The sequence below is a fragment of the Demequina aestuarii genome, from assembly GCF_000975095.1.
Classification (GTDB): domain Bacteria; phylum Actinomycetota; class Actinomycetes; order Actinomycetales; family Demequinaceae; genus Demequina; species Demequina aestuarii.
In genome coordinates, this window is record NZ_BBRD01000001.1 from 67,349 (window position 1) to 79,614 (window position 12,266).

Below are 12,266 nucleotides of genomic sequence, written 5' to 3' on the forward strand. Positions count from 1 at the left end.
GTGGTGATCATGGCGATCGTGACGTCCGTGCTCGGAGGCTGCGCATCAGGCGACGACGAGGCGCAGCGGGCCGACGAGGCCATCATGACGCTGCCGCATGTCGCCGAGTCGGTGACGGACGTCAGCCGACCCGGCTTGCCCACGAACCAGCAGTTCTGGACAGATGTGACGTTCGTCGACGGCCTCGGCGCCGACGAGCAGACGCAGGCTCTCGACTCCATTCTGGTCATCGCTCGGGACGAGCTTGGCGACTCCGCCAATGCCGGCTACGTCCTCCATGTGGTGGGTGGCGCGCGCACCATCGACATGGAGGCGGCGGTTCCCGCCCTCGGAGAGGTTGGAGCGCAGGCACCGGTGGATCTCGGCTCCGGATCGTTGTCGCTGACCGCGGACGCGCTGCGCGCCTACGAGTCCCCGGAGGCGGAGCAGTGACGGCGGACCTGCGCCTCGACGACGGCTACCTCGAGCAGCTGAGGTCGAGCTATGCGCAGGCGCACGACGTGTTCTCAGCAGCGGCCCGTGACACGGGCGGCATCGCGAGCGTCGTCGGCGAGCCGGCGCTCGAGAGCCGGGTGCGCGACTTCTACTCGGGCTGGGATTCTCGCCGCACCGAGCTCATCGACGCCCTCGACGCGCTCGCACAGTCCGTGGTCACCGTCGCGGAGTCGTTCGAACAGGTCGACGCGGACCTCGCGGGCTCCGCGTCCAACATGCCGTGACCCCTGCCCCTGCCTTCGAGCTTGCTCTCCCGGGGACGTGGACGCGATTCGGGTCCGATGACCCTGCGGAGGTGGCGCGCCAGGTGCACGGATACGTGCTGCGGCGATTCGGCCACCGCGACCAGGACGCGAGCGCGCGCGCCGCGGTGCGGCGACGGCTCCGCGAGGTGGTCGACACCGCTGTCGCGCAGCGCGCCCGGGCGGTGTTCGTGGCGGACGAGCTGGCTCCGGGGGTCGAGGTGCCGGCCACGATCACCGTCTTCGAGCCGGAGGACATGCAGATCCCGGCGACGGCGATCGCTGCGGGCGACGATCCGCTGACACTGCTGCGCGACGGGCTGCTGGCCGCGTGGGCGGGCGGCAACGACGCGGCGGTGGTCGAGGTGCCGGCAGCCGGAGCGACGGCGCTGCGGGTGGTCACGATCGACGAGCAGCTCCTCCACCCCGAGGATCCTGCGACCCGCGTGCGGCACCTGCGCGCCGACTACTGGCTCCCGTACCCCGGCACCACCAGGGTCGCGCTGGTGTCCTGCTTCACGCCACTGGGCGACGTCGCTCACACGATGGTGCGATTCTTCGACGCGATCCTGTTCCGGGCGCGTGTGCTCGAGGCGCGCTGATGCTGCCCCGCGCATCGGCCGCTCGCCGTCGCCGTCCCGTAAGTTGGTGACGTGAGCACCGACACCTCTCCCCTCCACGCCGAGCACATCGCCGACGGCGCCACCATGGTCGACTTCGCGGGGTGGCAGATGCCCATGCGGTACGAAGGGGACATCGCCGAGCACCAGGCGGTCCGCACCGCTGCAGGGCTGTTCGACCTCTCGCACATGGGTGAACTGATGGTGCGAGGCGCGGATGCTGCGGCCGCCCTCGACTACGCGTTCGTGGGGCAGATGAGCCGCGTTCCGCTGTGGGGCGCGAAGTACACGATGATGTGCGCGCCGGACGGGGGCGTGATCGATGACGTCATCGTCTACCGCCGCGACTGGGACCACTTCATGGTGGTCGCCAACGCCGCCAACCGCGACGTGGTGCTCTCGCAGCTGCGGTCCCGCATCCACGAGGGCGGCTTCGAGGCCACGATCGACGACGAGACGCACGAGATCGCCCTGATCGCCATTCAGGGGCCCGCCGCCGAGTCCATCACCGCGTCGATGTGCGAGCTCGGCGCGGAGGACATCGGCGCGATGAAGTACTACAAGGCCTCCAACGTGCTGCTCGAGGGCGGCATCCACGCGTTCGCGGCGCGCACGGGGTACACCGGGGAGGACGGCTTCGAGCTGTTCGTGCCCGCGGACCAGGCGCGTGCCGTGTGGCGCCTGGCGATGGAGCGCGGTGACGCTGCGGGCCTGACGCCGTGCGGACTCGCCTCCCGCGATTCGCTGCGACTCGAGGCGGGCATGCCGCTGTACGGGCGTGAGCTCAGCCACGACACCAACCCCTTCGAGGCCGGTCTCGGCCGCGTCGTCGCGTTCGGGCGAGAGGGCGGTCCGGACCGCGGAGACTTCGTGGGCCGTGCCGCGCTCGAGCGGGCACGCGACGAAGGCGCGCAGAAGGTCCTGGTGGGACTGGCCGGCGATGGTCGGCGATCCCCGCGTACGGGCTACCCCGTGACCGATGCGGACGACCACCAGATCGGCATCGTCACCTCCGGCGCTCCGTCGCCCACGCTCGGACACCCGATCGCCATGGCGTACGTGCCACCGCGGCTTGCCGAGATCGGCACCGAGGTCGTCGTGGACGTCAGGGGACGCCGGGAGCCGATGCGCGTGGTGGCGCTACCGTTCTACACGCGGGGCGGCTAGCCTCGTGCCCATGGTCTCGAAGGCCACGTGTCACAAGCGAAAGGTGGGCCGTCATGCCGGAGATTCCTGAGGACCTGCAGTACTCGGTGGAGCACGAGTGGGTGCGCGGCGACGTCTCGGCGGGCTCCGTCGTCACCGTGGGCATCACGGCATACGCGGCCGATGCGCTCGGCGACGTGGTCTACGTGGAGGCGCCCCAGGTCGGTGCGACAGTGGTCGCGGGCCAGGTGTGCGGAGAGCTCGAGTCCACCAAGGCCGTGAGCGAGCTGTACTCCCCGGTCTCCGGCACGGTCGCCGAGGTGAACCCCGCGCTCGAGTCGGCGCCCGATCTCATCAACTCCGACGTCTATGGCGAGGGCTGGATCTTCACCGTCACGCTCGCGGAGGAGCCCTCCAGCCTGCTTGACGCGGCGGCCTACGCGGACACGACGGCGTAGCGACATGGGCGGCCGCTCCTCCACCAGGCTCGTCGTCGCGGCGGCGATCACCGACGACCTGCTGGTGCCCCGCACCCTGCTGGCGGCGCGACGGACGGCGCCCGATGCGCTCGCCGGGCTCTGGGAGTTCCCCGGTGGCAAGGTCGAGCGAGGCGAGAGCGCCGAGCAGGCGCTGCGGCGAGAGCTGCGCGAGGAGCTGGGCGTCGAGATCGAGATCGGCGACGAGATCCCGGGGACGGACGACGGGCGCGGCATCGAGGACCAGTGCGGCGACGCACCGGTGTGGATGCTTCGCCCTGGTGATGCGGATGTGGAGCGCCTGGTGATGCGGGTCTGGTGGGCCCGCATCCTGCCAGGAGCGGACGGGGCGACGGTCGAGCCGCGCCCGCTGCAGGACCACGACGAGCTCCGGGTGCTGGAGCCGGGAGGCTGGCGCGATGTGGCGTGGCTGCCCGCTGACAAGCGCATCGTGGACGCCCTGCTCGAGGACGCCACCGATCGCCACCGTCGCGCCTACTGCTGACCTCTCTTCACCGCAGTCGCGCGGCACTGTGGGGGGCGCTCGTCAGGCCTCATCGGCCCTCTCGGGCTCGTCCCATCCTTCTTGGGGCGTGGTGCAGGTGCCCCGGAAGACGTACTGCGAGGGCAGCTTTCGCTGGCTGCTGGTCCAGTCGATCGGGGGTCGGCGCTGCTCGTCGGGCACGTAGCCCAGTCGGTAGACGGCCATGAGCTCGAGATCGTCCGGAACCTCGAGCAGTGCCACGATCTCGTCCCACCGCCCAGGGACCTCCATGGGGAACGAGATGAACTGGATTCCCATGCCGAGCTCGACGGTCGTGAGCCAGACGTTCTCCATCGCGGCTCCCATGCTGAACACCGAGTAGAACGAGGACAGTTCGCCGGGCCGGTACTCGGACCTGTCGAGCATCACCCCCAGGAGCAGCGGAGAGCCCGAGACGAGCTTGCGGTTCTCCTCTCCGAGGGTGTGCGGCACGCGCATGGTGTTCATCAGCTTCTGCCCGCGGGACGTGAACACCTGGTTGGTGAAGGGGCGCAGCGGAGCGGGGAGCCGGTCGAAGAGCATCCCGTCACGCCGGCGCTCCATCTCCGCCTTGCTGAAGCGGAAGTAGGGCTTGTAGCGCTCGAAGAACGTGCCATTCGACATCGCCTCGGTCATGCTCTCCCCGCTGATGCGCGCGATGCGCTCGATCGTCGAGCGCTCCTCCACGATCACGAACCGCCACGGCTGGCTGTTCAGCTGCGACGGCGCTCGTCCTGCGACCTCCATCAGGAGCCGTTGATGCTCTTCGGAGACCGGGTCGGGCAGGAACGCCCCATTGGTCGTCTTGCGTCGACGCACCACGTCGAGAAAGTCCATCAGTGCCTCCTCCAGGCGAGAATCAGCGCCGTCACGAACGACGGCGCCGCCATGCCGGCCACGGTCGCGTGGCGGCCGATCCGTCCGCCGGCATACGGCAGTGCCGAGAGCGGGCCGACCGCGAGCAGCAGCGGCAGACCGGCGCGCCTGCGCTCAACGGCGCTCGCGGCGAGTGCGATCACGGTCAGGGTGCCGGTGGCGATGAACAGCCCGTGGTGGACCCAGTGAATGCGCCGGTTGTCGATCACGCCGGTCGCCACTCCCAGGCCGAAGGCGGCATTCGTCGCGTAGCTGGCGGCCGCCATGGTGACCAGGGTCCGGGTCGCCCGTCCGTCCGGAGGCTGGCTCATCGTCCGACTCTGTCATGGGTGAGCAGCAGCCGCTGGGGGAACATCGGCTCGACCCGCCACTGCGGCGGCACCTGCGCGCGCAGCTCGGGCGGCCGGTAGCTGCGGCGGATCGACAGCAGTCCGTCCTGGTGCACGAACGACCGTCGCGCGAGTGGCACCGTCGCCGCCGCGTACAGGTGATAGCCGAGGCGTCCACGCGACAGGTCGTTGTGGATCACCAGGTGACGCGACAGGGCGAGACTGTCGTCCAGCAATGGGCCGACCTCCCGCGCGTCGAGGTGGTGGAGGACGTGGTTCGAGATCACCATGTCGAACTCGTCGCCCCGGGCGACCAGGTGTGCGCTCGACGCCTGCTCGAAGTGAACATCCGCGGTGGGCAGCCCGCGGACGTGCAGGATCGCGCGCGGGTCCGGGTCGATCGCTGTGATGCGCAGCGCGAGCCCATCCGCGGCAGCCCAGCGTGCGAGCGCGCGGGGGATGTCCCCGCCGCCGAAGCCGATGTCCAGCACCGTGGTCGGGGTGTGGGCGGTCAGGTGCGGCCGGATCCTTGACCGGTAGATCCGCCGCCAGCCCGAGACCAGCCGATTGACAGTGGTGAAATGCCGGTAGGTGCGCTCGAGGCGGTGAGGGTCGCAATCCGGCTCGTCCATGAACTCTCGTGACTCGGTGTCCCGATGCGCCATCCCTCCGGACTTCATCACGTCACCCGCCGCGTGAACAGTGCGGACTCGACGGTCAGGCCGGGCCCGAACGCCATCGCGGCGATGCGCTCGGGTGCCGGAGGGCGCGCCGTCTCCTGTCCGTCGTCGTCGAGATGCTGCTTCACGATGAACAGGACCGTGGCGCTCGACATGTTGCCGTAGTCGCGCAGCACCGCTCGCGAGGGCGCCATCTGCTCCTCGGTGAGTCCGAGCGCGCGTTGCACGCGGTCCAGGATTGCGCGCCCGCCGGGGTGCACCGCCCACCGGTCGATCTGCGACCACGCGGTGGCGGCGGACGCGCGATCACTGCCCAGGAGGGGCAGGAGCGCGCCGACGATCTGATCCTCGATGATGCGCGGCACGTAGCGGGACAGGACCATCTCGAACCCGAGGTCCCCGATCGTCCAGGCCATGTCGGTCTCGCCGCCATCGGTCAGCATCGTCTCCTGGGCGTCGATGGTGAGCACCGCCGAGCCGGCGGGCGCGGGCCGTGCGGAGACCACCGCCGCCGCAGCGCCGTCGGCGAAGACCGACGACGCGACGATCGTGTCCGGGTCGTTCGATGAGCGGACGTGCAGCGTGCACAACTCGACGCACACGATGAGCACTGTGGCGCTGGGCTCGGCCAGGCACGTCGAGACGGCGGCGCGCAGCGCCGGGAATGCGCCGTAGCACCCCATGAAGCCGATGTGCAGGCGCCGGGTGGAGGGGGCGAGGCCGAGGTCCCGCACCAGGACGTAGTCGGGCCCGGGCGCGAAGAACCCGGTGCAGGACACGGTGATGACGTGGGTGATGTCGGACCGCTCGAGACCCGGCGCCTGGTCGATCGCGCGTGCTGCGGCTTCCGTCAGCAGCGGCGGCACCTCGCGTGCGTACGCCGCATTGCGGATCCCGGTGGACGGGGTGAGGATCGTCTGGCTCGGTGCGTCGTAGAACGCGGCAGCGCTCGAGGTCGCGCCCCCGAATTCGTCCACGACGGTGTGGCGGCGCTCGATCGCCGAGGCGTCGAAGACGGAGCTGACCAGGCGGCGTGACAGACCTGACAGATCGGCCTGGCCGAGGAACAGGTCGCGCACTCTCTCCTGCTCGAGGACGGTCGGCGGGACGGCCGTGGCGATCGATCGCACGTTGACGGCACCTGCCTGGACGCCTGTGGTGATCATGCGCTGATCCTCTGATCTCGTGCTGCTCACTCAGCCGTGTGCGACGGAGATGGGTTCGGCGTGGGAGAAGGGCTCCGTGGCCGTGTGGTTCAGAATCGCCTGCCCCACCGTGAACAGTCAACACTCACCTGCGCCGATGCGCAGTGCGCGGGTGGCGTGCGGGCCTGAGCGTGCTGCGGGCCGTCGGTCGCCACACCCGCCAGCAAGTTACGCAATTGGCGTGTTGCGAAATCCATATTAGGGTTGCCTCACTTCCGTGCGACACCCCCTTCGAGAGGCCACCCATGATTGCCCTGCGCCCCGCCGCCATCGCGACGGCCGCCCTTGCGGCACTCGCGCTCAGCGCGTGCTCCACCGCCGACGACGACACCGCCCCGACCCCGGGCGCCTCGCCCGACTCGTCTGCGGTGGCCGACGATGCCTTCACGCTCTACGCGGGTCGTGACCAGGAGCTGATCGATCCGCTGATCGAGCAGTTCGAGTCCGAGACCGGGATCAGCGTGGATGTGCGCTACGCGGGCAGCACCGAACTGGCGGCGCTGCTGCTCGAGGAGGGCGATGCAAGTCCCGCCGGCGTGTTCTTGGCCCAGGACGCAGGTGCGTTGGGTGCCGTCGCCAAGGCCGACATGTTCGCCACGCTGCCCGAGAGCATCACCGAGACGGTGCCGGCCGGCTTCACGTCGACGGACGGCTCGTGGGTCGGCGTCACCGGTCGCGCGCGCGTCATGGTCTACGACAGCGAGCAGCTGAGCGCCGACGACGTCCCCACCACGGTGGCCGCCCTCACCGACGAGCAGTGGGCCTCCCAGGTGGGCATCGCCCCCACCAACGCGTCGTTCCAGTCCTTCGTCACCGCTCTGCGCGTCCTCGAGGGCGAGGACGTGGCTCAGGCCTGGCTCGAGGGCATGGAAGCCAACGACGTGCAGATCTACGCGAAGAACACGCCCATCCTGGAGGCCGCCAACGCCGGCGAGATCCAGCTGGGCCTGATCAACCACTACTACTGGTACCGGATGGCAGCCGAGGTCGGCGCCGAGAACATGCGCGCCCAGCTGGCGTTCCCCGAGGCGGGGGACGCCGGTGGCATCGTGAACGTCACCGGGGCAGGGCTGCTCAGTGGTGCACAGGACGATGCCGACGCGCTGCGGTTCATCGAGTACTTGGTCTCAGAGTCCGCTCAGCAGTACTTTGTGGACACCACCTTCGAGTACCCCCTGATCGATGGCGTGGCAGCGCCCGAGGGTCTGCCCGCACTCGATTCGCTCACCAACCCGGAGCTGGACCTGTCCGACCTCGACTCTTTGGGCGAGACCACCGACCTGCTCGTGAAGGTCGGCCTCCTGTAGGGAGAGGCATGCGCCTTGCACGGCACGTGGCGACGGGGGGTTCAGAGGCGACTCTGGCCCCCCGTCGTCATCTGCGCCTGCCCGGCGGACGCCTGGCGCTGCGCGCCTCGGCGGCGATGGCCGCAGCGTTGGCGGCAATCCCGCTGATCTACCTGGTCGTCAGGGTCGCCCAGGCCGAGCGCACCGAGGTCGTGGAGGCGCTGTGGAGCCCGCGGATCGCCACTCTCATGGTCAACACCGTGGGCCTGGTGCTCGCCGTCTCGGCGGCATGCCTGGTGCTGGGGGTGGCCATCGCCTGGCTGCTGGTGCGCACGGACCTGCCCGGCCGCCGCATCTGGCTCGTGGTGTCCTCTCTGTCGCTCGCCGTGCCGTCCTACGTCGCCGCCTTCGGATGGATCGCCACCACTGAGGTGCGCGGATTCTGGGGGGCGTTCATCGTCCTCACGCTGTGCAATGTGCCCCTCGTGACGCTGCCCACCATCGCCGCACTGCGGCTCGCCAATGCGGCCAGCGAGGACGTGGCCCGCACCTTGGGCCGTACCCGTTGGCGGGCCTTCTTCGAGGCCACGTGGCCGCAGATTCGTCCCGCCGCACTGGCCGGCGTCCTGCTCGTCGCGCTGTACGTGCTGAGCGACTTCGGGTCCGTCGCACTCATGCGCTACCCGGCCTTCACCTGGGCCATCCAGGTCGCCTACGAATCGCTCTTCGACCGCACCCTCGCGGCCGTGATGTCCCTGGTGCTCGCCGCGATGGGGATCGTGCTCGTGGTGGCTGAGAGGCGCCTGCGCGGTGCCCGGGCGCGAGTGGGATCCACGGTGGCGGCGCGCACCGCCCCGGTCCCCGTGGCGCTGGGCCGATGGGCGTGGGTCGCACACGGCGGCCTTGCCGTCGTGGCGGCGCTGTCGCTCGGGGTGCCGCTCGGTGCACTCGCCAAGTACCTGGTGCTGAGGACTGAGACGTCCACGGCCGTCAGGCCCGGTGACCTCCTGGCGGACGCCGTGTCCACCGTGGGGCTGGCGGGGGCGGGAGCGGTCGTGGCGCTGGCGCTCGCCTTGCCCATCGGCATTCTCGCGGCCCGCTTCCGTTCACGGCTGGCGACCGTCACCGAGTCGGCCAGCTACCTGGGCCTCGCCTTGCCGGGGATCGTCGTCGGGCTGTCTCTCGTGTTCTTCTCGCTCAACGTGGCGCCGATGCTCTATCAGTCGATCTGGATGCTGGCCTTCGCATACGGCGTGCTGTTCCTGCCCAAGACGGTGGGGGCGGTGCGCTCGAGCATCGGTCAGGTGGAGCCTGGGCTGGAGGACGCAGCCCGCACGATGGGCTTGTCGCCCGCGCGGGTGTGGGCCCGGGTGACGGCCCGCATCGCATGGCCCGGCATCGGGGCCGGCGTGCTGCTGGTCGCCCTGACCGCCATGAAGGAACTGCCGGCGACCCTGCTGCTGCGCCCCACGGGCACCGAGACGCTGGCGACGTCCCTCTGGCGACTGACGTCGGGCACGGCCTACGCCGCAGCCGCGCCGTACGCCTTGGTGCTGATCCTGGTCGCCGCCGTGCCAGCCTTGCTGTTGACGCGAGAAGTCGCCGGCGGCAGACGTCGGCCTGAGGAGACGCTGTGAGTGAGCTGCAGGTGCGCAAGATCGTCGCGGGCTACGACTCCGTGCCTGTGCTGCGAGGGGTGTCCTTCATCGTGCCGCACGGCAGTCTCACGGCCGTGCTCGGCCCGTCGGGTTCGGGCAAGTCCACCCTGCTGCGCGTCATCGCGGGTCTGAATCGGCCGATCGAGGGTGCGGTGGTCGTCGACGGCACGGTGCTGTCCGGGCCCCGCGTGTACGTGGCGCCGGAGCGACGGCGCATTGGGCTCGTGCCCCAGGATGCCGCGCTCTTCCCCCACCTCGACGTGCTCGCGAACGTGGGATTCGGGCTGCCTCGTGCACGACGGCGTGCGCAGGAGGTGCTCGACCTGCTGGAGATGGTCGGCATGGCCGACTACGCCACCCGCATGCCAGGGGAGTTGTCCGGTGGGCAACGCCACCGGGTGGCCCTGGCGCGAGCATTGGCGACGGAGCCGGATGTGGTGCTGCTCGACGAGCCGTTCTCGGCGCTCGACGCGGCGCTGCGTGCCGAGGTCCGTGGGCAGGTCCGGCAGGTGCTGAGGCGCGCGCAGACCACCGCGGTGCTGGTGACGCACGATCAGGACGAGGCGCTGTCCATGGCGGACCAGGTGGTCGTGGTGGACGAGGGGCGGCTCGTGCAGGCCGGCACTCCCGCCGAGATCTATGCGAAGCCCGTGTCCCGATGGCTTGCCCAGTTCGTCGGAGGCGCATTGGTGCTGCCGGGCATCTGGGAGGACGGCGCCGTGGTCGGTCCCTTGGGGGCGGTGCACGCCACATTGGCTGACGGCCACATGGCGCAGGCGGGGGACACGGTGGATCTGGTGCTCAGGCCGGAGCAGCTGTCGCTGCGCGCGGCCGGTGCGGGCCCGGGGCGCGCGGGGGAGGGCGTGCGCGCCTTGATCCGCGACGTCGCCTACTTCGGGCACGACGCCGTGGTCACGATGGATCTTCCCGCATGCGAGGAGCCGGTGCAGGCGCGCGTGCTCGGCGACCAGCGGTGGCAGCCTGACAGCGAGGTGGTGGTGGGCGTGCGGTCGGTCGGGTTGGCCTTCGCGCGATAGCGAGCAGCCCCGTTCGTCACCTCGACGCGGCCACGCACCCCGCCACGTGATCGTCGACGAGCCCGCATGCCTGCATCAGCGCGTACATCGTGGTGGGGCCCACGAAGACGAAGCCCAACGACTTCAGCTCCTTCGCGAGCGCCGCGGACTCGGGAGTGGAGGCGGGAACGTCCTCCCAGGTCTTCGGCGCCTCAGCGCGCGCAGGCGGCTGGTGCGACCACACCACCTCATCGAGAGAGCGCCCCGCCTCCCCCAGCGCCACCACCGCGCTCGCGTTGGTGATCGCGGACTCGATCTTGCGTCGGTTGCGCACGATCCCGGCGTCCTGCATGAGCCGGGCCACGTCGTCGTCGCCGAACTGCGAGACCGCGGCCGGCACGAAGCCCGCGAAAGCCTCGCGGAACGCTTCCCGCTTGCGCAGAATCGTCAGCCACGACAGCCCCGACTGGAAGCCCTCGAGCACCATGCGCTCGAACAGTTCGGCATCGCCATGGATCTCGTGGCCCCACTCCTCGTCGTGATAGCGCTCGTACAACGGGTCTCCGTTCCCAAAGCAGCGGATGAGGTCATTCGTCTCCGTGATCATTGGTCCAGTGTGGAGCAGCGGCGGCCGATGCGCCCCGACCGTCCTGGAGGGCCAGTGGACCGGGCCCGTCACGCCGGGCGGTGGGGACAGAGTGTGCCCCCACCCGAGACCACGCCGCAGGGTCACAGCGCATCCCCGCCACACCGGCCCATCACCCGCCCGCACGCACGCGGTGGCGCCGTGCCACTCCGCCGCACTATCGTGGCCAGCGCCATGACCATCCGTGATCTCCTCCGCCACCGCGCGCCGACGCTCAGCTACGAGCTGTTCCCTCCGCGCACCCCGACGGCAGAGGCGACGCTCGAGGCGACCCTGACCACCCTCGCGGCCACGGACCCCGACTTCATGTCCATCACGTACGGTGCCTCCGGCTCCACGCAGGGCACGTCTCGCTCGGTGGTCCAGCGGCTGGCCGAGGCGCACACGATCCCGCCGCTCGCCCACCTCACGTGCGTGGACCAGTCGCGCGCGGATCTCACCGCGGTGATCGAGGCCTACCTCGCCGAAGGTGTGCGCGACTTTCTCGCACTTCGCGGCGATCCCCCTCAGGGCCAGGCCGATTGGCGCCCTCACCCGGACGGCCTGCTCTACGCGAGCGAGCTCGTCACCCTTCTGCGGGAGGTGGCGGGGGCGCACGGCGTCGACGACCTCAGCATCGGGGTCACGGCGTTCCCTGCCCAGCACGCGATCCCGCAGTGGCGTCAGCAGGGCCTGGACGTGCTGCGTGCCAAGCAGGACGCCGGCGCGGACTTCGCGATCACGCAGGTGTTCTACGACGTGGGCCACTACCGCGCGCTGGTGTCAGACGCCGCCGCAGACGGCATCGGTCTGCCGATCATCCCCGAGGTGATGCCGCTGGTGTCGGTGACCCGCGCGAATCGGGCCGCACAGCTCACGGGCGTGCCGACACCGGATGCGCTCGTCGCGGATCTCGAGGCGGCCGAGGATGACGTCGCGGCTCGCAGCACCGGAGTGGCGCATGCCGCACGACTGTCGAGCGATCTCCTCGACGCGGGCGCCCCGGGCATCCACGTCATCACCTTCAACAAGCACGAGGCCGCGCTGGAACTCGTCTCGCAGCTGCCGCTGCGCAGCATCGGCCACTAG

Annotated in this window: 15 protein-coding genes; 10 read left to right on the forward strand and 5 right to left on the reverse strand. The window is 70.3% G+C overall.

Going from position 1 to position 12,266, the window contains the following annotated elements; genetic code table 11:
- Positions 1 to 9: 9 nt before the first annotated feature.
- Genes AOP72_RS00255 through AOP72_RS00280 form a run of 6 tightly spaced genes read left to right on the forward strand, consistent with a single transcriptional unit; the run spans position 10 to position 3,484 of the window.
- Positions 10 to 432 carry a hypothetical protein gene (locus AOP72_RS00255; protein ID WP_152650183.1) on the forward strand — a complete coding sequence of 141 codons (423 nt, stop codon included), beginning with the start codon at positions 10 to 12 and terminating at the stop codon, positions 430 to 432.
- Complete coding sequence (locus AOP72_RS00260) at positions 429 to 719, forward strand: hypothetical protein (RefSeq protein WP_062130768.1); 291 nt, start codon at positions 429 to 431, stop codon at positions 717 to 719. Before AOP72_RS00255 ends, AOP72_RS00260 begins: the two co-directional genes overlap by 4 nt.
- Positions 716 to 1,339: a hypothetical protein gene (locus AOP72_RS00265; RefSeq protein WP_152650184.1), complete on the forward strand. Its 624-nt coding sequence runs from the start codon at positions 716 to 718 to the stop codon at positions 1,337 to 1,339. Before AOP72_RS00260 ends, AOP72_RS00265 begins: the two co-directional genes overlap by 4 nt.
- 51 nt (positions 1,340 to 1,390) lie before the next feature.
- Complete coding sequence (gcvT, locus tag AOP72_RS00270; RefSeq protein WP_062130776.1) at positions 1,391 to 2,524, forward strand: glycine cleavage system aminomethyltransferase GcvT; 1,134 nt, start codon at positions 1,391 to 1,393, stop codon at positions 2,522 to 2,524.
- 53 nt (positions 2,525 to 2,577) lie between these two features.
- Entirely contained in the window at positions 2,578 to 2,961 is a 384-nt protein-coding gene (gcvH, locus tag AOP72_RS00275; protein ID WP_062130779.1) for a glycine cleavage system protein GcvH, read from the forward strand.
- 4 nt (positions 2,962 to 2,965) lie between these two features.
- Complete coding sequence (locus AOP72_RS00280) at positions 2,966 to 3,484, forward strand: (deoxy)nucleoside triphosphate pyrophosphohydrolase (RefSeq protein ID WP_062130782.1); 519 nt, start codon at positions 2,966 to 2,968, stop codon at positions 3,482 to 3,484.
- Between the two features lie 42 nt (positions 3,485 to 3,526).
- Here the strand turns inward: AOP72_RS00280 and AOP72_RS00285 are convergent, their stop codons facing one another.
- Genes AOP72_RS00285 through AOP72_RS00300 form a run of 4 tightly spaced genes read right to left on the reverse strand, consistent with a single transcriptional unit; the run spans position 3,527 to position 6,553 of the window.
- A complete protein-coding gene (locus AOP72_RS00285) occupies positions 3,527 to 4,339 on the reverse strand; it encodes a nitroreductase family protein (protein WP_062130785.1) in 813 nt (270 codons plus the stop codon).
- Positions 4,339 to 4,689 carry a hypothetical protein gene (locus AOP72_RS00290; RefSeq protein ID WP_062130788.1) on the reverse strand — a complete coding sequence of 117 codons (351 nt, stop codon included), beginning with the start codon at positions 4,687 to 4,689 and terminating at the stop codon, positions 4,339 to 4,341. The genes AOP72_RS00285 and AOP72_RS00290 overlap by 1 nt, the downstream gene beginning before the upstream one ends.
- Positions 4,686 to 5,387, reverse strand: a complete 702-nt coding sequence (locus tag AOP72_RS00295) for a class I SAM-dependent methyltransferase (protein WP_062130792.1) — start codon at positions 5,385 to 5,387, stop codon at positions 4,686 to 4,688. Before AOP72_RS00295 ends, AOP72_RS00290 begins: the two co-directional genes overlap by 4 nt.
- Positions 5,387 to 6,553, reverse strand: a complete 1,167-nt coding sequence (locus tag AOP72_RS00300; protein WP_062130795.1) for a type III polyketide synthase — start codon at positions 6,551 to 6,553, stop codon at positions 5,387 to 5,389. The genes AOP72_RS00295 and AOP72_RS00300 overlap by 1 nt, the downstream gene beginning before the upstream one ends.
- A 284-nt stretch (positions 6,554 to 6,837) precedes the next feature.
- Between AOP72_RS00300 and AOP72_RS00305 the strand changes: the two genes are divergently transcribed.
- From AOP72_RS00305 to AOP72_RS00315, 3 genes are read left to right on the forward strand one after another with little or no spacing between them, the layout of a single operon-like run.
- A complete protein-coding gene (locus tag AOP72_RS00305) occupies positions 6,838 to 7,899 on the forward strand; it encodes an iron ABC transporter substrate-binding protein (protein WP_062130798.1) in 1,062 nt (353 codons plus the stop codon).
- 8 nt (positions 7,900 to 7,907) lie between these two features.
- Positions 7,908 to 9,515: an ABC transporter permease gene (locus tag AOP72_RS00310; RefSeq protein WP_202965628.1), complete on the forward strand. Its 1,608-nt coding sequence runs from the start codon at positions 7,908 to 7,910 to the stop codon at positions 9,513 to 9,515.
- On the forward strand, positions 9,512 to 10,573 hold the full coding sequence (locus tag AOP72_RS00315) for an ABC transporter ATP-binding protein (protein WP_062130800.1): 1,062 nt from the start codon (positions 9,512 to 9,514) through the stop codon (positions 10,571 to 10,573). The genes AOP72_RS00310 and AOP72_RS00315 overlap by 4 nt, the downstream gene beginning before the upstream one ends.
- A 16-nt stretch (positions 10,574 to 10,589) precedes the next feature.
- On the opposite strand, the gene AOP72_RS00320 is transcribed toward AOP72_RS00315, so the two are convergent.
- Complete coding sequence (locus AOP72_RS00320; protein WP_062130803.1) at positions 10,590 to 11,159, reverse strand: DNA-3-methyladenine glycosylase I; 570 nt, start codon at positions 11,157 to 11,159, stop codon at positions 10,590 to 10,592.
- Between the two features lie 213 nt (positions 11,160 to 11,372).
- On the opposite strand from AOP72_RS00320, the gene AOP72_RS00325 reads away from it, so the two are divergent.
- The gene (locus AOP72_RS00325; protein WP_062130805.1) at positions 11,373 to 12,266 is read left to right on the forward strand and encodes a methylenetetrahydrofolate reductase; all 894 of its coding nucleotides are present in this window, start codon (positions 11,373 to 11,375) and stop codon (positions 12,264 to 12,266) included.